The sequence below is a fragment of the Shewanella khirikhana genome (genome assembly GCF_003957745.1).
GTDB classification, from domain to species: domain Bacteria; phylum Pseudomonadota; class Gammaproteobacteria; order Enterobacterales; family Shewanellaceae; genus Shewanella; species Shewanella khirikhana.
On sequence record NZ_CP020373.1, the window covers coordinates 721,663 to 740,394 of the forward strand.

The following is an 18,732-nucleotide window of genomic DNA, read 5'->3' on the forward strand; positions in this document are numbered from 1 at the left end:
CGAGATGTTCAAGTCAGTCACTTAAGCTTGCTACATGCGCCAGCAAAACAAGCAGATGCTGAAAGGGAGAATGATGATGAACGTTACCCATGCGCAGCTGGCTCAGCCAGCTGCAAAAATTCGGTTCACAGTATCTGACCCGGTCTTTTTGAAGAAGTTCAGCCTGACGGCAAAAAAATTCAGAATTTTTTTAATTTCTTCAAAATACCGAAAATCGGGCATAAAAAAAGGCAACCTGGGGGAGGTTGCCCTGCGATCCTTCAGTGGACCAAGGGGACTGCGCTAGAAGTCCCAGGGAGAATGATGAACACGAAAACCCATTTCAATGTTCACTATGTTTGAGCTCCCCGTGCGGTAAAAAGTTCCACCGAAACGGATAAAAAAATCAAAAAATTTTTATCCCTATGAATCCCATTGAATTTTAATTTGTCTTTTCCGCCAGCAAGGCTTCAATGTCTTTTTCCAGCTTGGCGGGATCAGTCGTGGGGGCAAATCTGTCCCGCACCTTGCCATCACGGCCAATCAAAAACTTGGTGAAGTTCCACTTGATGGACTGACTGCCAAGCACGCCCGGTGCTGCTTTTTTCAGGTGCACAAACAGCGGATGGGCCTGGTCGCCATTAACATCGATTTTGGAAAACAGCGGGAAACTCACCCCAAAATTCAGCTCGCAAAACTGGGCAATTTCAGCTTCGCTGCCTTGTTCCTGAGCGCCGAACTGGTTGCAGGGGAAGCCGAGAATTTCCAGCCCTTGTGACTGATACTTGCGATACAAACTTTCAAGTGCCTGATATTGCGGGGTAAAGCCACATTTGCTCGCGGTGTTCACCACCAGCAATACCTTGCCGCGGTAGTCGTTAAGGGTACGGTTGTCACCGGCAATACCGGTCAGAGAAATATCGTAAATCTGGCTCATGGTCTGGGTCCGTTTAAAAAATCATCGAGGCCATTGTAGCGGTAGTTGTAGTTGCGCGCAAATGAATTGCGCGCAATATAATTGCTCGGTTGCGATCACCCTGGAATCCCCATATAGTCAGCCACAAGATGTAACGGATGGACACCGCCTTGACTGAAAATATCCCCGAGCAAGAACCCAACCTGGCACCCCAAAACGAAGTGGGACAAGTCGTTCAGCAACTGACCGGCGCCTTTGGTGAGGCGCAGGCAGAGGTATTTTCGGAAATTCTGGAAGAGGTTGAACCAGGCACAGTGGCGGTATTGCTCGAAGCCTTGCCGCTGGACGAACGTTACGAGCGCTGGCAGCAGGTAGAGTTTGGCGACCGGGTTGAAGTGCTCAGCCTGATGCGCGCCGATCCCCGTATGGGGATCTTAAAACGCATGCCCGACGAAGAAGTCGACATGCTGTTTGCCCAGTTAAGCCCGGAAGATCTGATTGAGTGGAGTGACTACCTCCCCGAAAGCTTCACCGACCGCGCGCTGGCCCAAATGGGCGAGCGTCAGCGCCAACACTTTGAACTCTATAATCAGTACTCAGAAAACGAAATTGGCCGTTATGCAGACCACCAGATGCTGGTGCTCTCAACCAAGGCCACCGTTGGCCAGGCCCAGCGCTTCTTTCGCCGTATCGAGCTGGACTGTAACGACTCCCTGTTTCTGGTGGACGAGCAGGAGCATTACCGCGGCGCCGTGAGTCGCTATGAGGTGTTCCGTTCAAGCCCGGATGCGCCGCTGCTGAGTCTGATGGACGAAGACAGCCGCGCCATCAGCGCCGATGCATCTTTGATGGATGCCGCCGAGCTGCTCGAGCACAGCCGTGAAGTGGAACTGCCGGTCGTAGACGAAGAGGGCGGGCTGATAGGCCGTGTTACCCTGCGTCAGGCCACAGAGCTTGTGCGCGAGCACTACGAATCCCAGCTGATGGCCTCCGCCGGTATGGGCGAAACCGACGACTTGTTCGCCCCCATAGTCACAGGCGCCCGTCGCCGCGCGGTCTGGCTTGGTATCAATCTGCTGACGGCCTTTTTGGCCTCGGCCACCATTGGTCTGTTTGAAAACGTGCTGTCGCAGGTGGTGGCGCTGGCGGTGCTGATGCCGATTGTGGCGTCCATGGGCGGTATCGCCGGCAGTCAGTCGCTGACTCTGATGATCCGTGGCATGGCCATGGGGCAGATTTCGGCCGGTAACCTCTGGTCGCTGATGAAAAACGAGCTGGGCATTGGCGCCCTCAACGGTGTGCTGTGGGCGATAGTGATAGGGCTGGTGTCGGCCTGGTGGTTTAACGACCAGATAATCGGTATTGCCATTGGCTGCGCCATTTTGGTGAACATGCTGGTGGCCGCTGGCGCCGGGGTGATTATTCCGATGATATTGCAGAAAATGGAGCAGGATCCGGCGCTCTCCGGCTCGGTGATCCTGACTACAGTGACCGACGTGGTGGGCTTTTTCAGCTTCCTCGGTCTTGCGTCTATCCTTTTCCTGTAACCGTTTGAGTTCAATAAACAGCCAAACCCTATGACCCACATTACAAGCCTGCAATTGCGGCCTGCCACGGACGCCGCTGACTATATCGCCGCGGCTGCGCTTATCGACAGCCGTGATGACAATCATCATCCGCTGGACCATGAGGCGCTCAGGCAAGCCCGGCTACTGATGCTGGCGTGGGATGGCGATGTGCTGGCGGGCTGCGGTGCTATTAAGGCCGGTAGCGGCGAGGTGGCAGAGCTTGGGTATCTGGTGGTGTCCAAAGCATATCGGCGCCAGGGGATTGCTGCCCGGCTGACCGAGGCGCGTATTGCCTGGGCGCGGCAAGCGGGTATCAAGCTTTTGTGGGCCACGGTCAGAGCCGAGAACAGTGCCAGTCGCGACAACCTGCTTAAAGCGGGTTGGCAATTTTTCGGCGACTATCTCAGCATTCGCGGCACCGGCAATACCATAGGTTGGTATGTGATGCCTATGGAGCAGGGCCTCGATATCAGCGCTCTGATGGCTCCTGTGATTGGCTCCCGGATCCCCGTGCCCGCCAAGCCCTGAAGCGGCCCTTCAGATCCGGATACACAGGCAGCACTGCCGACCACAGCACTATGAATGTGCCTGCGATACTCAAAAGGTTTGGCGTTTCTCCCAAAAACCACAGTCCAAACAGGGTGGCAAACACCAGCCCTGTGTATTCCGCCGGGGCCAGCTGGCTGGCATCGGCCTTACGGTAGGCATGGATAACCAGCCAGGTCATGCCAAGGTAAAAGAGCGCCAACGACAGCCCGACGCCGCTGACATCCCAGGCCAGCGGCGCACCTTCAATGGCGGCTGCGGGCAGCAGAAACACCATGGCAAAGGCATTGGACCAAAACAGGGTGCTGAAGGGATGTTCGGCTGTGGCATATCGCTTTAAAATTAAACTGTTGCTTGCACTTATCAGGGCGCCAAGGGCGGCCAGCAGCAGATAGGGATTAAAGCCCGACGGCTGACTTATCATCAAAATGCCACAAAAGCCGACAGCGGCTGCAACAGAGCGGCGGTAACCTATGGATTCATTGAGGATCAGCGCTGACATCAACAGCAGCATCAGTGGCGCCAGATAAAGCACGGCAGTCACCGAGGCCAGCGGTAGATTGAGAATGGCAATGAAGAAGACTCCGTTGCCCAGACCAATCAGCAGTGCCCGCACCATATGTACCTTGTACAGCGGGCTTAGTTTCAGGTTGCCCTGCAGCTTCCATACAAAGGGCAGCACCAGCAGGGTAGCGAACAGCTGACGATAAAGTACCAGCTGAAATACGCCGGTATTTTGGTCGAGAAACTTAATCAGCAGATTACCTGTGGCAATGAGCAGCTGGGCCAGCAGGATCAGAAACAGGGCGTGCATTGGGCGGGAAATAACCAAAATAGGTGTCAGCGGCTTAAAATAACACCCATCAATGAGTACGTCTTGTTGAAAATAACTAACTACAATTGAAAAAAGGGAGATGTAGCAATAAAGTTGCAAGTTGGCCGTCAAAAATTTGTCGACAGGGAAGAAGCGCAAGTCGAGGGTCAACAGATGAGGAGAGCCGCCGGGTGCCTATGTGGGTGCATCGCCAGCTCTTCAACCAGAGCAGCAACAAACAACAATAACGAATTATGGCTCGGATACTTGTACTGTTTTTAACCTGTCTTCTTCCCCTTCTATGGTCCTCTGGCGCCAGGGCCGCTGTTGCCCTGGATGACCCCTACCAGTTTGTCGCAACCGATGATCACGCCATGCCCACCTCCTATGAGGAAATGCCAGGCTGGCTCAATAGCCATCAGGAAGTAAAACGCATGCCGCTGAGCGGTGGCAGCTACTGGCTGGTGGTGCCCTTTATGGTGAATGAAAACCGCAGCGACTGGGTGGTTAACCTGCACAACTCCATTGCCGAACGTGTCGATTATCTGGTGCTGGGCCGCGATGGCAGTCGCCAGATGGCCAGCAGTGGTTATTACTCGCCTCACCAGTATCTGTTTGATTATGGTCGGGATATGAACCTGCGCTACGGTGTCGAGTATTGGCTGGTGGTGCGGGTCGAGTCGCGCTACTTCTCATCCATTCCCAAGCTTGAAATCAATCCGGCCACTGAACATAAACAGCTGACCGATGGGCTGGCGGTGGCTGTGGTGCTGTGTTTGGGCGGCCTGCTGTTTATTGCGTTTTATAACCTGCTGATTTTCGCCTCCACCGAAGACAAGGCCTTCCTTTACTACGGCCTGTATGTAATCACCTATTTGCTGGGATGGGCCTTTACCTTCCATATCCCGGCGCAGCTTCTGGATATTCATCTGCTTGAGCTGCACCATGTGTTTTTTATTGGCTTGCCCATATTCAATATCCTGTTTTACAAGCACTTCCTTCAACTGCCCAGCTACTCGCCCAAACTGTGGCGGCTAAGCAAATACCTGCTGTGGGCCTGTGTGCTGGCGCTGCCAACCAGCTGGTTATTGCTGTCCTATACCGCGGTTATCGCCTCAGTGTTGATTGGTGCCTGGATAGTGCTGGCGATTGTGGCCGGTAATGTGTGCCTGATGAAAGGCTTTGCCCCAGCCAAGTATTTCATTATGGCTTTCAGCTGCTTGCTGCTACCTGCGCTGCTTATTCTGCCCGGCAATATGGGGATCACCTCGGATGTGATTGAGTATGCCGAGTTTGCCACCCTGGCGGGGGGCACCGCCGATGCCCTGTTGTTGTCGCTGGCGCTGGCCAACAAGCTTAAGCTGCTTTCTGAGGAGCGTAAGGCCTACATTGAAGAGCTCAGCGAAGCCTGGGAAAAGGCACGAATAGACAGCCTTACCCAAATCGGCAATCGTTATGCCTTTGATGAGTTTATGCAAACCTGGCCGGCATTCGGCGAGGCGGTCAAAGAGCCCTCAGCGCTGCTGCTGTTGGACGTGGATGGCCTCAAACAGGTGAACGATTTGCAGGGGCACCAGGCAGGGGATGAGCTGCTGCGCACTCTGGTTGAGGCGCTTAAACGGCTTAAATTCTCTAAGCTTCGTATGTACCGACTCGGCGGCGATGAGTTTGCACTGATTGTCGATGAGCCTCACCTCAGTGCGCTGATTGATGAGCTGACCAAGGTTGATGCTTTCTTTACCAGCCGCGGTTTTCGTGATGCAGGGCTGAGCTTTGGCTTCGCCCTCGACAGCCAGGTGCAAAAATCTCACGAATGGCTGCGTGCCGCCGATACCCGCATGTACAGCAACAAGGCCGAGCGGCGCCGTGAGATGGTGTTTGAAACCGTGGAGGGTGAGCAAAGCAGCAATCAGCGGCTGCTGGCAGATAAGCGCGCCTTTGATGACGTGCGGCTTGCTGACGGCTCTGTTGACGGCCAAGAGATTGCACAAGAGCAAAGCTCTGCCGCCAAAGTTATCTAAGGTTCATCAAATCCAGGGCTCATCAAGTCCAAGGCTCATCACCTAAGCTCATAAATTTCAGGTTGATAAACTGGCGCTTGGTCGCCAATGCATTGCCAGTCGAATCGCGCCAATTCGTTTGTTGAGCCGATATTAAGCGCCGATTTGTGACTTAAACGTAGACATAAAAAAGCGGCTTTAAGCCGCTTTTTTATGTCTGAAGCATAGAGAAGCGCTAATCAGAAGTCCTTTTCACCACGGATAAGCTCGGGGTAACCGCAGATGGCCTTGGAGGTGTGCATGCCTGCCATGGTTGCCGCCTCCACGCAGCCTGCATTGAGGCCGGTTTTAATCCAGTCGCCGGTCACATAGAGGTTGGCAATGCCGGTGCCATCTGTGGTGATACGGTAGGCGGAGCTGCCTTTCACCGACAGAACATAGCGCTCTGTGGGTGACACATTGGCGCGCCAATATTGGCTGTTGAAGCGCGCTTCACCGCTGGCGCCGGAGTCATCATGCAGCCACTCCCAGGGGAAGCTGTCTCCCACTTCGGTCCAGAGTTTACCAATTTCATGCTGCAGCTGGCCTATGGCGCCTTGCCTGGCAATGGCATCCATCTCGGTTTGAAAACCACTGCTGCCGGGCGCCGGGTAGTTTGCTACCGGCAAGGCTGAGCAGAAGTAGCTGGCGTTTTTGGGTTCATGGGCGCCCCATTCTTCCTTGTCGAGCAGCTGGTCCATGCTGGCCCAGGTATCGTAAGGCTCTGAAAAACCGGATAGTACCGGCTCTTCACCGCTTTGTGGCCGCTCTGGCCAGCCGATTTGGGCAAGGTCTTTATCCATCCATAGCTGATAAGCCTGGGTAGCGACGGTTTTGACTTTCTCCACACAGGTGGCCAGCGGCTGGCTGTGGGCCATTACCTCGGCGGCAACATGGGGCACGGCGCCAATGGAGAGGCCAAAAATGACCTTATCGAAGTCTTCACCAAGGGTGAGGGTTTTGCGTGGCAGCGGCTTACCGAACTTGGCCTGATACAGGCTGTCCCAATCGTTCCAGAAGTGCTCCAGGTTGACATTGTGCTGTTGCAGCAGCGCGGCCTCTTCGTCATCGATAAACTCATACCTTGGCATGCTTGGCCAGCAGTCCAGGCCTTTGACCTCTACCAATGGCTGGTATTCAGCTTTGAGTTTTACCTGCTCGGTGATCTCGATGGCTGTGACGGCCTTGCCATCACAGTGGAGTTTATCTACCTGATTGAAAAAGTGGAAATTCACACCGCGGCGTTTGAGCACCTCGTAGTAGGGGGTAAAGACTGTATCGCCCATACCCGCCTGCATTTTCCACATGACCCCGCCCTGATAGCACAGGGCAATGCGCAGCATGGAGCGGATAATGGTGCCTGCCTCCACATTGGGCTTGTCGAAGTTGCCATCTTCGTAGGCAAACACCAGATCGTAAAAGCCGCGTACCGGCGCGCTGTCTACTGTGTAGCGCTCGTTGGCGCCGTGGCGGCGCAGCCACTCGCGGTAGTCCCACTCGTTAATGGCATCAAAGCCATGTTTGAACACCCCATCGGCAAACATGCCTTTAAGAATGGTGAGTCCCAGGTCGACCCCAATGTAGAGGTGGCGCAGGGCATGATTGTTATCCAGGCGGTGGGCAAAGCGGCGCTCAAGGCGGCCATGCAGCCGGGCTACGGCGGCTTCAATCAGGCTGTCTTCCACCGGATGCTCGCCATGTTCGCACTCGCGGCCAATCAGAGTGTCAAAACGGCACTCCAGTCGCTCACCCAGCGCCTCGAGGCTGTCCATGGCATCGTCCACCGACTCTTGCAGATGCTCTTTCAGGCGCTCAAACCAACCGGGTTCGAACCAGTCTTTGGGGCTGTCAGCACTGTCATCGACAAGCTCGTCCATGTCTTTGAGCCATTCTACCACCCAGAAGAACACCGCTTTCACCAGCTTCCACAGGGTGAGGGTCTCGGTGCTGTCGCCGGGGATGCCGGGCATCAAAGGGAATTCGATGGGCCAGTTGACCCGCTCGCCGTTGATGTCTTCCGAGAGCACAATAAAGCTGTGGGGCTTGAAGGCATCTTCAAAACGCGCCAGCGGGCTGCCTGCGGGGCGGCCAAGTTCTTCATAGGCTTCGCGCATCAGTTTGCAGGCATTCTGGTAGAAACCGAACCAGATATGCAGGCCGTGCTCTTCAATGCGCTCACCCAGGGCCGGATTGCGGCCGCTGGCGCCTTTGCCGCCAATGCGCCAGCCCAACTGATACACATCAATCTGGTAGCGGTTTTGCCAGCCCGGCTGGGAGGTGAGGCACATGGCGGCAGTCATGGCCGAGACGCCGCCACCCAGAATGGCGATTTTTTCTTTTTTCACCACGCTGTTATCCACCAGCACTTCGCCCGGCGGCACTTCAAAATCAAAATTCACATGGTAGGGCAGCAGCACATGTTGCTCGCCGGGCGTTACACCCAGGGCCTCTTCAAAGGGGAAGCTCGCGTTTTCAAACACTTCGGCTACCCAGTCGTTTTCAAGCAGTGCCAGGCTGTGGACTTTATTCACCTTGGAAGGGGCACTGACAATGGCCTGATACACGGCGTCGATACCGGCGCTGTCTGGCAGCTGCTTGAGAAATACCTGACTGACTGCGGGCTTAAACAGCATCTCAAATATTTGCTCTTCGCCGAGGGCATCGAGATCCGGCAGAAAATCGGTTTGATCTTTGAAAAGCTGCCAGGTGCGGGCGATGGCATCCACCGTCGACATGCGCTCTTCGTCCCGTGCTTCGCAGTTAATCTTCAGCAGCGGGTGCAGCGCCAGCTCCTCATCGGGGCTGAAATGTTTGAAGCTTTTGGCCGCCAGGCTCAGTTCGGTCAATGGCTCGCCGGGATTTGGCATGCTGTATTCGCACTGGTATTTGGGATAGCCAAACAGCTCGCGGCCATTGATAAGCGCCATGGCATCGTCGACCCAAATAAACAGCGGCAGAAAGTGAATAGCGCTCAGCTTGCCATTGGCGCCCTTGTCCTCCTGACCCACCATCACCCAGGTGATGATATCTGTCTCTTTAATCCAGCCCTTGTTGCGGTCGACTTCTACCGCCGAATAGGCCTTTTGAATGCGGGTAAAGGTGGTGAGTACGTAGGGGGAGAGCACCTTAAACTGCATGGCATTGCCTGCGGCCTGATTCAGTACCTTATCGACACTGCGCTGCAAGTTTTTGCGTTTGCCCTTTAAAAAGCAGCCGTACATGTCGGCGTTGGTGAGTACCAGCGGCGAGTGCATCAGCATGCTGCCGGGGCCATAAATAAACGGGGGGCGAAGTGTTTCCATCGGGACATCCTTTGCGTGTTTTTATCAGTTCCATGCCGGGGCGGCGTCATCAGAGAGTAGTAACAGAATGGATGGCAGGTAAAGAATTTTTACATAAACTCAGCCGCTTGGCGGTTTTATTAAACAGATACGGAGCCGATACGAAGCCGATATGAAAAAGGCAAGCCGATTGGCTTGCCTTAAAAATTCACTGTGGGAGCAACTGGGCGTTATTGGTCCTGAAAGACCCGCTTTGGCTCATCGGCTCAGCGCCATTTGCTTTGGATGTGTTCCACCTCGGTGTTCTCATCAAAGTAGCGGCGTTTGGTGTCTCGCCGGCGCTGTTTTACGCGCTTGTTTTTTTGCTTCCCTTTGACGTGATCGCCCCATGGCATATCGTCGTCATCAAATTCGTAGGAGTGTGACATGACCTTAGTTCCAACTAAAACACTGTGCCACTCTGGCACAGGATCTTTTTACCCAATGGTCATGACAAGCTAAAGCGAAAAATTTATTGTTTTATGGTGAAAAAAATTGCCCGAAGCGGTGAGGCGGTCAGAGTCTGAAACCAGCCTTAAATCCCAGCCCCGGGCGATTCGTTTGTGTTCGGTTTTATGAAGGCCGCAAACCTGCCTCAGCGGCGACGCATGCGCGCCACAAACATGCCGTCGGCATTGGCCTGCTCTGGCCACAGGGTGAGAACTGCGCTCAGTTCACCACTGAAGGGATGCGCGGTGGCATCGAGCTCAAAATCTTCATCTGAGGCCAAAAAGGCCTCGACCACGCCCTCGTTTTCTGCGCGGGCCAGCGAGCAGGTGGCGTACACCAGCACACCGCCGCTGCGCACAGCAGCGCTGGCGCGGCGCAAAATATCCAGCTGCAGTGCAGGCTTATCCAAAATAGCGCTGGCATCGTCAATCCAGCGCATGTCTGGGTTGCGGCGCCAGGTGCCGGTGCAGGAGCAGGGTGCATCCACCAGCACACCATCAAAATAGTCTGCCTTGACCGGCAGCTTGTCACTGCGCCAGGGGCTGACTTGAATTGGCGCAAAACCGGCTTTTTCGGCGCGGCGCAGCAACTCTTCCAGTGCCTTGGGGCGAATGTCGGAGGCGATGAGTTCACCCACGCCGCCGCGTTTTTGCATCAGTGAGAAAAGCTGCAGGCTCTTGCCACCGGCGCCGGCACAGGCATCCCACCAACGCTCACGAGCCCCGGGGGCGGCCACTTCACCAATGGCCTGAGAAGCCAAATCCTGCACTTCAAGCTTGCCCGACTTATAGGCCGCCAGCGCATCCAGGTTAATGCTTTGGCTGGCAAGCTCGATGGCATCATCAAATACCTGGCTTGCCTTCGCTGTAATCTCATCGGCCTCAAGCTGCTTTATCACCTGCTCGCGGGATTCGCCTTGAGCACGGGTCCACAGGGGCGGGCGGCGGCAAAGGGCATCGACAAAGGCAAGTCTTTCGGTGTCAGGCAGCTTGATGTGTTCCCATGCCCAGTCCGGCAGGAGATCTGATGGAGCGAATTCAAAGGCAAACTGCTGAGTTAACGCTGCGCAAATGTGGTTAAGGCTCTCTGGAGTATCACCAAAAGCGGGTATTTCCAACTTAGCCAGATTGGCCTGTGACAGCCAGCCGCTCTGGATATCCTGCCAGGGGTGATTTTCAATGGCGGCCACCAGGCTTAACTGGGTAAACCAACGCGGGCTTTGGGCCAGGCCTAAGCCAGATGAAAATCCCAGAACTTCAGAAGCATCAACGTCATCGGCCGCAGGCAGGTTTTTCAGCCAGCCCCACCAACGGAACAAACCAAACAGGGTCTCACGGATAAGCTTACGGTCTTTGGAGCCGTGCTTTTTGTGCTCACGGAAATAGTTCGCCAGTACCCGGTCGGCGCCTTCGCGCTGCTTAAAAATATGCGAAACCAGCAGATGCAAAGTGTTGGCATAACTGATGGCGCGGCGCTCGGCCGACGAGAGAGGTGCTGGATGTGACATGGGCGTGCCTGCGTAAAAAAACCGGCGCCGATTGTAGCAGATGCGCCGCAAGGGCGCATCTGGGACAGCGGGAACCACTGAGACTCCTCAGCGGGTTACCATCTTGGCGATGTCTTTGGCGCACTTTTCGGCGGATTTCTCGCTTGGTGGCGGCACAGCAAGGCCCTTGGCTACGGCCGGCCGGGCAGCGATGCGCTCGAGCCAGCTCTGCAGTGCATCCAAACCACTGATATCCACGCCGCTCCAGTCATAGATACGCACCCAGGGGAAGGTGGCGATATCGGCAATACTGTACTCGTCACCGGCGAGATACGCATGCTTTTCAAGCTGGGTATTCATCACCTCGAACAGGCGCCGTCCTTCCTTTTGATAGCGCTCAATGGCGGCCGGAATTTTTTCCGGGAAGTAGCGATAAAACACGTTCGCCTGACCCATCATGGGGCCAACGCCGCCCATCTGGAACATCAGCCATTGGATAACCTGCGAGCGTGCCTTGGGCTCGGATGGCATTAACTTGCCGGTTTTCTCGGCCAGATACAGCAAGATGGCGCCCGATTCAAACACCGCAAAGTCGCCGTTATCGGTATCTACAATTGCCGGAATGCGGCCATTGGGGTTGATGGCTAGAAACTCCGGCTTTTTTTGCTCAAGGGTCATGAGATCAAGGCCATGCACCCGATAATCGAGCCCAAGTTCTTCAAGGGCAATGGAAATTTTATGGCCGTTGGGGGTTGCGGCGGTATAAAGCTCAATCATGATGTGCTCCTTTTATTGCTGGCTTGCCAGCAGGGCGGCGATGGCGGGACGCACAGCGATGGCGTCGTGCCAGCGGCGAATGTTTGGCATGGCGTCGGTCAGTTCAATCTCGAGCCGTGGCAGGAAGCCAATCAGCACAAAACCTGTGATATCTGCGATGCTGAAGCGGTCGATGGCAACAAAATCCCGGCCCTCGAGGCGTGCTTCCAGGGTTGGCAGAAACTCGATGATGCGCTCACGGGATTCTGCGCCCCAGGCCTCAACAAAGCGCTCACGGTCTTTGAAAAAGCCGGTGAGGTTACGAAATGCCTGAAACGCGACCATCAGGCCGTTCAGCTCCAGCACCCGGTTCCACATTTCTACCTGTGCCTGCTCCAGCGGACTGTTGCCAAACAGGCTTTGGTCACTTGGATGCAGGGCATCGAAATAGCGGCAGATGGCGACCGATTCACAGATGTGGGTGCCATCGTCAAGCGCCAGCACCGGAATACGGCCATTGACACTTTTACTTTTAAATTCAGGGGTCAGGTTGTCGCCGCCACGTAAATCCAGCTGCTCTCTTGGTACATCCAGGCCAAGTTCGGCCAGGAAAATACCCACACGGCGGGCGCTGGGAGTCGGGGCGAGTTCGAGGATTTTCATAAGGTCTCTCTTTATCTGAACGATCGGTTAGGATAGAATCTACCCCATAACTGAACGAGCGGTCAATAATTAGATCGTCAGTTCATATTCACTTTAGTGACGAGATATGTCCCGATGGCGAGAAGCTGTAATTTTTGCAAAGAGGAAAAGCTGGAGCAGGCCATGAACCTGTTTTGGCAAAAGGGCTACGAGGGCACCTCGGTGGCCGATTTGGTCGAGCACCTGGGGATCAATCGCTTCAGCCTGTACAACAGCTTTGGCGATAAGCTGACTCTGTACCGTGACGCGCTCAGGCGTTATCTGTACACCCGTGGCCTGACCGGGCTCGAAGCACTGGAAGCCGACGACGCCGATATGGACGCGCTGCTAAATTTGGTGGAAGAGTTTGCCGCCAAGCAAAAAGATCAGCAGTTTGGCTGCTTTATGCAAAACGCGCTCTTGGAGCGCTGCGTGGAAGATGACGAAGTCAGGCGTCTTGGCAATGAGCTGTTTGAAGGGCTGGAGCAGGCATTTTGCAAGGTGATTGCACGCTATCAGACCCAAGCGCGTGCCGCCGAGCTGGCGGCCTTTTTGGTGATGCAGCTGCAGGGCATTCGGGTGCTTGGCAAGTCAGGGCAGTTTGCGCTGCTCGATGCTGCCATGGTGGTGCTCAGAGGCGAAATCCAACGCTGGAAAACGCCTGCCTGAGCCTATCTTACTGTTTGGCTGAAAAAACTGGCGGAAAAACTCAGTAATCCAGCTCCAGTGCAAAGCATAAATAGCGCATCAGCTGTTGGCAGTGTGCAAACTCGGCGGCGAGGCTTGAGGCAAAGTCGGCTTGCAGCACTGCTTTGGCTGTTAAAGGTTTAACGGCGATAAAGTCTTTGCGTTTCAGCTCATCAATTAATGGGTGTCCCTTTTCAAAGCCGCGCGGCGGCCGCGACAGGCTGTCACCGTCCATGGCAAAGCCACCGTCCGTCAGCGCTTTCAGCGCCTTTTGATAGCTTGCGGGGTTTTCATCGATACAGCTTCTGATGGCATTGAGCGCCTTGGGCTCGGGGTGCCAGATGCCGGCGCCAATAAAGCAGCCGTCATTGGCAATATGCAGGTACAGGCCGGGCGCATGCACATCTTTACCCTGAAAATGGCGAAACTGAATACCGACATTGGTCTTGTAAGGGCGCTTATCGTGGCCAAAACGGGTGTCCCGCTGAGGCCGCATCAGGCTGCCGCCCACCTTTTTGGCAACGGCGGTAAGGCGCGGTGACAGGGCGACAATGCCGGGGGCGGCAGCTTCGATTAACTTAAGGGCGGGGGTGCGCACCTGGTCTTCGTAGGTGGGCTGGTTGGCCTTGAACCAGTCGCGCTCGTTATTGGCTTCGAGGGCAGCAAGAAAGTCGAAGGTCGCTTGGGTGAACATGATTTACTCCATGAACCGGGCTCGCTTTTTGGGGAAGATCACTGACGGCGAGTAAGGTTTTTGATAGAATCCTTGGTTTTGGTAAAAGTGACAGATCAAGATGACTGATGCAATCAGCCGTGCCTGCGGCAAATGTGAACTCTGCAGCGCAGAGACCGAACTTTCCCTGTTTGAAGTGCCAGCCAGTGGCGATCGCACTGACAACGATATCGCCCTGTGCGGTACCTGTCAGGCGCAAATCGCCGATACCGCCACCCTGGATGTAAACCACTGGCGCTGTCTGAACGAAAGCATGTGGAGCACTGTACCTGCCGTGCAGGTGATGGCCGCCCGTATGCTGAAAGAACTTTCCAGCGAAACCTGGGCTCAGGATCTGCTGGATATGATGTATCTGGATGAAGACACCCAGGCCTGGGTCGACGCCGCCAATGCCGAAGCCGCGCTGGATGCCGACGCCGAGCCAACTCTGGACAGCAATGGCGCTCAGCTCGCTGCCGGTGATACCGTGGTGATCATCAAAGATCTGAACGTGAAGGGCACCAGCTTTGTGGCCAAGCGCGGCACCGCCGTGCGTAACATCGGCCTGACCAGCAACCCCGAGCATATCGAAGGCCGGGTAAACGGTACCCGCATCGTTATCTTAAGCTGCTACGTGAAGAAGGCCTAAGGGTACACTATCAGCAAGAGGGCTGCCTGCGGGCGGCCTTTTTTATTGGTCATAGCGTTTATAAAACAATCGGATAAGTTGCAGCAGCTGACCGATGCGCTGTTACCGCCGGGCGATGTTGGTTATAGTGACAAAATAAGCAGAAGTGGGGGCAACTTATGAAAAAGCAGCAGGGCTTTACCCTGATAGAGCTGGTGGTGGTTATCATCATTCTGGGAATTCTTGCGGTGACCGCCGCGCCCAAGTTCATCAATTTAAGCAGCGATGCCTATAAAGCGCAGCTCAAGGGCGCCGAAGCGGCCATGAAAGGGGCTGTTACCCTGTTTAAATCCGCGTCTGAAATTCGCAATGCCGGCACTAACCGCGTGGTTTACGAAGACATTCGCGGCGAGCTGGGGCAACCCTGGGCCGCCAGCAGCAATGGCACCTCGCCCAGTACCGATTACAGCAACCCACCGGAAATCTTTAAAGCTGCCAGCATGGATGTGAACGACTGGCGCTATCGCATTTTTGTGAGCGGCACTTATCAGGTAGTGGCAGCGCCCGCAGCCAAGCTCGCCAGTGCCCAGCCGACTCAGGCAGAGGTGATTGCCACCAACTGCTATATCCATTACATCTGGCAATCGAGCGGTACACCCTCCATCAGCGTGGTCGACAGCGGCTGCTGACGCGCCATAGTGTCGGGGCTTCCCTTGCTAATTGTCTGAGTTACAATGGATAAAAATGCCTGCGGGAAGCAAACATGGCCAAAAAACGCGAACCCTTCGAATTGGGCGGCACTCAGATTGTCGCCGGAACCCAAACCACGGTGCGTCTGCCGGTAGCAAGGCTGTATACAGACACACCGGTGGATCTGCAGGTGGAAGTCTTTCACGGCAATAAACCCGGCCCTGTGCTGTTAGTGCTGGCCGCCATTCACGGCGATGAACTTAACGGCATCGAAATCTGTCGCAGGCTGCAAGGGCGTATCAATCCCAAGGCGCTCTATGGCACTGTGCTGATGGTGCCCGTGGTCAATGTGTTTGGTTTTATTCAAAAATCCCGTTACTTGCCCGACAGGCGAGACCTTAACCGCTGCTTCCCCGGCTCGGAAAAGGGCGCCCTCACCAGCCGCCTGGCCCATCTGGTGACCCGCGAGCTGGTATCCCGCGCAACCCATATTCTCGACCTGCATACAGGCGCCATACACCGCGACAATCTGCCACAAATCCGCTGCAACACCGACGATGAGGTGTTGATGAGCATGGCGCGCGCCTTTGGTGCGCCGCTTATCATGCACAACGAAGCCAAGGGCAGTTCGCTGCGGGGGTATGCCGCCAGGGCTGGCGTGCCTTGTATCTTGTACGAAGCCGGAGAGGCGCTGCGCTTCTCTGAAGCGGCCATACGTACCGGGCTTAAGGGGGCGGTGAATTTGCTGCGTCATCTGGGCATGCAAAAGGGCCGTTTGTCGCGGGGCGCATCGGATGTGGCCTCCATCAGAAGCTACTGGATCCGCTCCGAAGCCGATGGCCTGGTGCTGCAAAAAGTGAAACTGGGGCAGCGGGTCAATAAGGGCAATATTCTTGCGTATCTGGCAAGCCCCCACAGTCAGGACACCCTGCCAATTCGCGCCCCCAGCGACGGCATTGTGATTGGCATTACCAATATTCCCGTGACCAACGAAGGCGAAGGGCTGTATCACATTGCCCAATATGCCGGAGACGAGATTGAAATCGTCAACGAACAACTCGATGAATTTTTGATGGAATACGCTTAAGGAGCGCAGATGAAAGCCGTGTTTTTAGCCGGAAAAGCCATTTATCCATCAAAGATTGTCTGCATTGGCCGCAACTATGTGGCTCACGCCGAGGAGCTTGGCAACGAAGTGCCCAGCGAGCCTGTGGTGTTTGTCAAACCCGCCAGCGCCATCGGCAATGTACTGCACAGCGAGCTGGGCGAAGCGCTGCATTATGAAGCGGAAATCGCCTTTATGGTTGCCAGTGGCAAGCTGGTGGCCGCCACTGTGGGACTGGACTTGACCAAAAGGGCCTGCCAGAGTCGGCTTAAGGCCAAGGGATTGCCCTGGGAGCGAGCCAAAGCCTTTGACGGCTCGGCGCTGTTTGGGGAGTTTGTGCCCTGCCATGGCAGTGACACCCTTGGGTTAACCTTCAGCTGCGATGGTAAAAAGCTGCAGGAAGGGCACACCGGGCTGATGCTGTTTTCGCCGCAGCAACTGCTGCAAGAGGTGCAAAGCTTTATGACGCTGGAAGATGGCGACATCCTGATGACAGGCACGCCAGCCGGTGTCGGGGCGCTTGTGGCCGGTGGCAATTATCATGCTGAGCTTCTTTTGGACGGCAAGGTACTGACCAGCGTGAGTTGGCAGGCGCGCTGAGCCTGCTTTTCTACCTGACGCCTTACTTGCCTCGGCTTCGGCGTTGTCTTCTGCTGCCCGGCGTTGCCTGCTGCTGCTCGGCGTTGCCTGCTGCTGCTCGGCGTTGCCTGCTGCTGCCCGGCGGGGCGTAAGCTGATGATGGTCGTCAAATCAGCCAAAAGGAGTAATACTTTGGTTATGTCCAGAGTGGAGCCCGATTGATGATCCTGCGTGCAAGTCTCGTTATTGTGCTTTTTTGCGCGTTTGGCGTTTGCTCTGCCGAGATGCGCGCCTGTGTCGATGAGTTTCCGCCGTACCAGAGCCTTGAACCCAAACCCCACGGCGATAACATTATTGCCCTGATGAAACTGGCCGAGCTTATCGACCACCAGCCGGTGTTTGTTCCCAGCCCTAATTTTGCCCGTTGCCTGCATATGCTCGACACCGGCCGGGTCGACATTGTTGCCGGTATTATCAATTCTGAAAATCGTGACCAGCGTTGGCTGCTGCTGCCTTATCGTCAGGATGCCCGTTATGTGTTTTTGTACCGCCCGGGCACAGAGCCGGTTCGCCGTTACGAAGATTTGCGTGGCCATCTGATAGCGGTCAGTCGCAACACCTTGTATTTCGAACGTTTTGATGAAGATAAACAGCTTCAGCGCGAGGTGGTCAGCGATCTGCCCACCGGCGTACGCATGTTGCTTGCCGACCGGGTAGGGCTGGTAATTGCGCCTGAAAATGCACTGCCGTTTCTCGCCAGCCAGTTCAGTGGTTTCCATGAGGCGGTGCGGGTGTCTGAGTTTGGGGTGCAGCCCGAGCGCATTATCCATTTTGCGGTCAGTCGCCGACATAAACTTGCCATCAGCAACAATGAATTAGCCACATTGGCCGACAAGGCCTATCACGATGGAGTGTTCGAGCGGGCGATTTTTGGCGAGCCTATACCGCTCGCGCCCCCAAACAAGCAATAGCAATGGCGCTGCCAGCAGTGGCTTTGGCAGCGTTGGGGTAGCATCCGCGACGCCTTCTGCCATGTTCGGCCACTTGCCTTAGGATTTGGGTAAACAAAAGCGCCCAATGCTTGGCAGCAATTGGACGCTTCAAAGGGCAGCGCTTCGCTTATTGCTGCTGATGGTGGGCGCGGAAGTAATCCCAGGCATTCACGACCTGACCGTCTTTGAGGTGGCAATAACCCACTTCACCGGCTTCTTCCTTCACCACTTTGTGCTCGCCGCCGATTTTTACGCAGTATTCAGCGGCTGGGTTCGCCATGCCAATGGCGGCAACCGCATCTTTGGCGTCAGTGGCCATCTTGTCGGCAGCAGCCGTTACATGGCCGCGATACAGCGCCATGGCATCTTCAACACGGCCATCGGGCAGGTGACATTCACCGCGCTTGCCGTCGGCAGCTTCAACAATCTTGTACTCGCCGCCCAGCTTGATACAGAAATCGGCGCCTGGGTTGGCAAGGCCGGTGGTTTTTTCCTGATATTGGCCTTCAGCGGCCGCCGTTTCGGTGGCTGGCGCTTCCTTGGCAGGCTCTTTTGCGGCTTGTTCTTTGGCGGGTGCCGGCGCTTTGGCTTCTGGCGCAGGCGCTTCACCGCATGCGGTTAACAGGCTGCCAACGAGCAGAGCAGAAAGGAGCGCTTTGGCTGAGTTTTTCATAACACCTCCTGTGGTCGGGAGTCTTCCCCTAACTGAAATGTACCGCAGAATGCGGCCATGATTACAACATAAGCTCGAGCCACCATAAGCCGTTGAATACGAAAGTTCCAG

At 55.4% G+C, this 18,732-nt stretch carries 19 protein-coding genes; 10 read left to right on the plus strand and 9 right to left on the minus strand.

Annotated features, from left to right (window positions below):
* The first annotated feature begins 34 nt into the window (after window positions 1-34).
* Window positions 35-286 carry a hypothetical protein gene (locus STH12_RS03105; RefSeq protein ID WP_126166205.1) on the plus strand — a complete coding sequence of 84 codons (252 nt, stop codon included), beginning with the start codon at window positions 35-37 and terminating at the stop codon, window positions 284-286.
* A 135-nt stretch (window positions 287-421) separates the two neighbouring features.
* Here STH12_RS03105 and STH12_RS03110 read toward each other — a convergent pair whose 3' ends face one another.
* The gene (locus STH12_RS03110; RefSeq protein WP_126166206.1) at window positions 422-916 is read right to left on the minus strand and encodes a glutathione peroxidase; all 495 of its coding nucleotides are present in this window, start codon (window positions 914-916) and stop codon (window positions 422-424) included.
* Between the two features lie 137 nt (window positions 917-1,053).
* On the opposite strand from STH12_RS03110, the gene STH12_RS03115 reads away from it, so the two are divergent.
* Window positions 1,054-2,442 carry a magnesium transporter gene (locus tag STH12_RS03115; protein WP_418856595.1) on the plus strand — a complete coding sequence of 463 codons (1,389 nt, stop codon included), beginning with the start codon at window positions 1,054-1,056 and terminating at the stop codon, window positions 2,440-2,442.
* 30 nt (window positions 2,443-2,472) lie between these two features.
* Entirely contained in the window at window positions 2,473-2,991 is a 519-nt protein-coding gene (locus STH12_RS03120) for a GNAT family N-acetyltransferase (RefSeq protein WP_126166208.1), read from the plus strand.
* On the opposite strand, the gene STH12_RS03125 is transcribed toward STH12_RS03120, so the two are convergent.
* Window positions 2,933-3,823, minus strand: coding sequence for a DMT family transporter (locus STH12_RS03125; RefSeq protein WP_126166209.1), 891 nt, complete (start codon window positions 3,821-3,823; stop codon window positions 2,933-2,935). The genes STH12_RS03120 and STH12_RS03125 overlap by 59 nt on opposite strands.
* 254 nt (window positions 3,824-4,077) lie before the next feature.
* Here STH12_RS03125 and STH12_RS03130 point away from each other — a divergent pair, with 254 nt between their 5' ends.
* Window positions 4,078-5,844 carry a GGDEF domain-containing protein gene (locus STH12_RS03130; RefSeq protein WP_126166210.1) on the plus strand — a complete coding sequence of 589 codons (1,767 nt, stop codon included), beginning with the start codon at window positions 4,078-4,080 and terminating at the stop codon, window positions 5,842-5,844.
* Window positions 5,845-6,062: 218 nt separating this feature from the next.
* Here the strand turns inward: STH12_RS03130 and STH12_RS03135 are convergent, their stop codons facing one another.
* The 5 genes from STH12_RS03135 to STH12_RS03155 all read right to left on the minus strand — a co-directional run bounded on the left by STH12_RS03135 (window position 6,063) and on the right by STH12_RS03155 (window position 12,537).
* Entirely contained in the window at window positions 6,063-9,164 is a 3,102-nt protein-coding gene (locus STH12_RS03135) for an acetoacetate decarboxylase family protein (RefSeq protein ID WP_126166211.1), read from the minus strand.
* A gap of 245 nt (window positions 9,165-9,409) precedes the next feature.
* A complete protein-coding gene (locus tag STH12_RS03140; RefSeq protein WP_126166212.1) occupies window positions 9,410-9,571 on the minus strand; it encodes a small highly charged protein in 162 nt (53 codons plus the stop codon).
* A gap of 206 nt (window positions 9,572-9,777) precedes the next feature.
* The gene (locus tag STH12_RS03145; RefSeq protein WP_126166213.1) at window positions 9,778-11,139 is read right to left on the minus strand and encodes an RsmB/NOP family class I SAM-dependent RNA methyltransferase; all 1,362 of its coding nucleotides are present in this window, start codon (window positions 11,137-11,139) and stop codon (window positions 9,778-9,780) included.
* An 87-nt stretch (window positions 11,140-11,226) separates the two neighbouring features.
* Window positions 11,227-11,895 (minus strand): glutathione S-transferase family protein, encoded by a 669-nt coding sequence (locus STH12_RS03150; RefSeq protein ID WP_126166214.1) that lies wholly within the window; start codon window positions 11,893-11,895, stop codon window positions 11,227-11,229.
* 12 nt (window positions 11,896-11,907) lie between these two features.
* Window positions 11,908-12,537 carry a glutathione S-transferase family protein gene (locus tag STH12_RS03155; RefSeq protein ID WP_126166215.1) on the minus strand — a complete coding sequence of 210 codons (630 nt, stop codon included), beginning with the start codon at window positions 12,535-12,537 and terminating at the stop codon, window positions 11,908-11,910.
* Between the two features lie 162 nt (window positions 12,538-12,699).
* Here STH12_RS03155 and STH12_RS03160 point away from each other — a divergent pair, with 162 nt between their 5' ends.
* Window positions 12,700-13,224: a TetR/AcrR family transcriptional regulator gene (locus STH12_RS03160; RefSeq protein ID WP_237158726.1), complete on the plus strand. Its 525-nt coding sequence runs from the start codon at window positions 12,700-12,702 to the stop codon at window positions 13,222-13,224.
* Between the two features lie 40 nt (window positions 13,225-13,264).
* On the opposite strand, the gene STH12_RS03165 is transcribed toward STH12_RS03160, so the two are convergent.
* A complete protein-coding gene (locus STH12_RS03165) occupies window positions 13,265-13,936 on the minus strand; it encodes a DUF2461 domain-containing protein (protein ID WP_126166217.1) in 672 nt (223 codons plus the stop codon).
* A gap of 100 nt (window positions 13,937-14,036) precedes the next feature.
* On the opposite strand from STH12_RS03165, the gene STH12_RS03170 reads away from it, so the two are divergent.
* The 5 genes from STH12_RS03170 (at window position 14,037) to STH12_RS03190 (ending at window position 17,927) form a co-directional block, all read left to right on the plus strand.
* Window positions 14,037-14,603, plus strand: coding sequence for a PhnA domain-containing protein (locus STH12_RS03170; protein WP_126166218.1), 567 nt, complete (start codon window positions 14,037-14,039; stop codon window positions 14,601-14,603).
* Between the two features lie 158 nt (window positions 14,604-14,761).
* Entirely contained in the window at window positions 14,762-15,271 is a 510-nt protein-coding gene (locus tag STH12_RS03175; RefSeq protein WP_126166219.1) for a type II secretion system protein, read from the plus strand.
* A gap of 74 nt (window positions 15,272-15,345) precedes the next feature.
* On the plus strand, window positions 15,346-16,359 hold the full coding sequence (locus tag STH12_RS03180) for a succinylglutamate desuccinylase/aspartoacylase family protein (RefSeq protein ID WP_126166220.1): 1,014 nt from the start codon (window positions 15,346-15,348) through the stop codon (window positions 16,357-16,359).
* 9 nt (window positions 16,360-16,368) lie between these two features.
* Window positions 16,369-16,977, plus strand: coding sequence for a fumarylacetoacetate hydrolase family protein (locus STH12_RS03185; RefSeq protein WP_126166221.1), 609 nt, complete (start codon window positions 16,369-16,371; stop codon window positions 16,975-16,977).
* A 200-nt stretch (window positions 16,978-17,177) separates the two neighbouring features.
* Complete coding sequence (locus STH12_RS03190; RefSeq protein WP_126166222.1) at window positions 17,178-17,927, plus strand: substrate-binding periplasmic protein; 750 nt, start codon at window positions 17,178-17,180, stop codon at window positions 17,925-17,927.
* A 148-nt stretch (window positions 17,928-18,075) separates the two neighbouring features.
* Here the strand turns inward: STH12_RS03190 and STH12_RS21395 are convergent, their stop codons facing one another.
* Entirely contained in the window at window positions 18,076-18,621 is a 546-nt protein-coding gene (locus STH12_RS21395) for a DUF333 domain-containing protein (protein ID WP_164551131.1), read from the minus strand.
* Between the last annotated feature and the right edge of the window lie 111 nt (window positions 18,622-18,732).

Excerpts from the sequence above, each read along its gene's own strand:
- STH12_RS03105 (WP_126166205.1), top strand. The coding sequence starts at position 35 with ATGCGCCAGCAAAACAAGCAGATGCTGAAAGGGAGAATGATGATGAAC.
- STH12_RS03110 (WP_126166206.1), bottom strand. The coding sequence starts at position 916 with ATGAGCCAGATTTACGATATTTCTCTGACCGGTATTGCCGGTGACAAC.
- STH12_RS03115 (WP_418856595.1), top strand. The coding sequence starts at position 1,054 with ATGGACACCGCCTTGACTGAAAATATCCCCGAGCAAGAACCCAACCTG.
- STH12_RS03120 (WP_126166208.1), top strand. The coding sequence starts at position 2,473 with ATGACCCACATTACAAGCCTGCAATTGCGGCCTGCCACGGACGCCGCT.
- STH12_RS03125 (WP_126166209.1), bottom strand. The coding sequence starts at position 3,823 with ATGCACGCCCTGTTTCTGATCCTGCTGGCCCAGCTGCTCATTGCCACA.
- STH12_RS03130 (WP_126166210.1), top strand. The coding sequence starts at position 4,078 with ATGGCTCGGATACTTGTACTGTTTTTAACCTGTCTTCTTCCCCTTCTA.
- STH12_RS03135 (WP_126166211.1), bottom strand. The coding sequence starts at position 9,164 with ATGGAAACACTTCGCCCCCCGTTTATTTATGGCCCCGGCAGCATGCTG.
- STH12_RS03140 (WP_126166212.1), bottom strand. The coding sequence starts at position 9,571 with ATGTCACACTCCTACGAATTTGATGACGACGATATGCCATGGGGCGAT.
- STH12_RS03145 (WP_126166213.1), bottom strand. The coding sequence starts at position 11,139 with ATGTCACATCCAGCACCTCTCTCGTCGGCCGAGCGCCGCGCCATCAGT.
- STH12_RS03150 (WP_126166214.1), bottom strand. The coding sequence starts at position 11,895 with ATGATTGAGCTTTATACCGCCGCAACCCCCAACGGCCATAAAATTTCC.
- STH12_RS03155 (WP_126166215.1), bottom strand. The coding sequence starts at position 12,537 with ATGAAAATCCTCGAACTCGCCCCGACTCCCAGCGCCCGCCGTGTGGGT.
- STH12_RS03160 (WP_237158726.1), top strand. The coding sequence starts at position 12,700 with ATGAACCTGTTTTGGCAAAAGGGCTACGAGGGCACCTCGGTGGCCGAT.
- STH12_RS03165 (WP_126166217.1), bottom strand. The coding sequence starts at position 13,936 with ATGTTCACCCAAGCGACCTTCGACTTTCTTGCTGCCCTCGAAGCCAAT.
- STH12_RS03170 (WP_126166218.1), top strand. The coding sequence starts at position 14,037 with ATGACTGATGCAATCAGCCGTGCCTGCGGCAAATGTGAACTCTGCAGC.
- STH12_RS03175 (WP_126166219.1), top strand. The coding sequence starts at position 14,762 with ATGAAAAAGCAGCAGGGCTTTACCCTGATAGAGCTGGTGGTGGTTATC.
- STH12_RS03180 (WP_126166220.1), top strand. The coding sequence starts at position 15,346 with ATGGCCAAAAAACGCGAACCCTTCGAATTGGGCGGCACTCAGATTGTC.
- STH12_RS03185 (WP_126166221.1), top strand. The coding sequence starts at position 16,369 with ATGAAAGCCGTGTTTTTAGCCGGAAAAGCCATTTATCCATCAAAGATT.
- STH12_RS03190 (WP_126166222.1), top strand. The coding sequence starts at position 17,178 with ATGATCCTGCGTGCAAGTCTCGTTATTGTGCTTTTTTGCGCGTTTGGC.
- STH12_RS21395 (WP_164551131.1), bottom strand. The coding sequence starts at position 18,621 with ATGAAAAACTCAGCCAAAGCGCTCCTTTCTGCTCTGCTCGTTGGCAGC.